1 pseudogene is annotated in these 545 nt (G+C 54.3%); it reads right to left on the bottom strand.

Annotated features, from left to right (window positions below):
• A pseudogene (locus tag AAHF22_RS23820) lies at positions 1–545 on the bottom strand (DUF5704 domain-containing protein); the annotation flags it as partial.

The following is a 545-nucleotide window of genomic DNA, read 5'->3' as shown; positions in this document are numbered from 1 at the left end:
GCGAGATACTGCTCTTTCGAGATCAGCCAACCGCTGGTGAGTGCGTAGATCGATGTGGCGGTTTGGGTAAGGTCTGCCATCGGTACATGACGCAGCCGCTCCTTCAGCGTCACCTGTCGTCGCTGCACATCCGCCGCTGAACCGATACGAATAAATGATTCGGTATCCGAATGGTAATACAGATCGACCGGAATCCGCTTCGGTGCTGTCGCTGCCGATCGATCCTGGTAGTAAAAACGTGGCGTGAGCCGAATCGCATCCCGATCGCCAAACATATTGCCGATCGTTTTTAGATCGAATTTGAAAGGGTAGCCCGTTTTGACGGTTACGTTTTTGAAGCCGGGCTGGGGATGACTGCCACGTAAAATGGGCAACACATACGGACTCGTATTTCCACGCGGCTCACCATCGATGGTGTTCGGTCCGACCCAGTACGAACGTCCCGTTGGGAGCGGACGGCCTATCGCTTGCCGGAATACCGTTTCCCACGCAAAATCGGCGATATCGGTCACATGGAAATCGTATAATCGCCCGATCACCTCCAC

This window comes from Paenibacillus wenxiniae (genome assembly GCF_039822605.1).
GTDB lineage: Bacteria > Bacillota > Bacilli > Paenibacillales > Paenibacillaceae > Saccharibacillus > Saccharibacillus wenxiniae.
The sequence above is the reverse complement of the archived record's forward strand: the minus strand, read 5'-3'. Positions and strand labels throughout refer to the sequence as shown.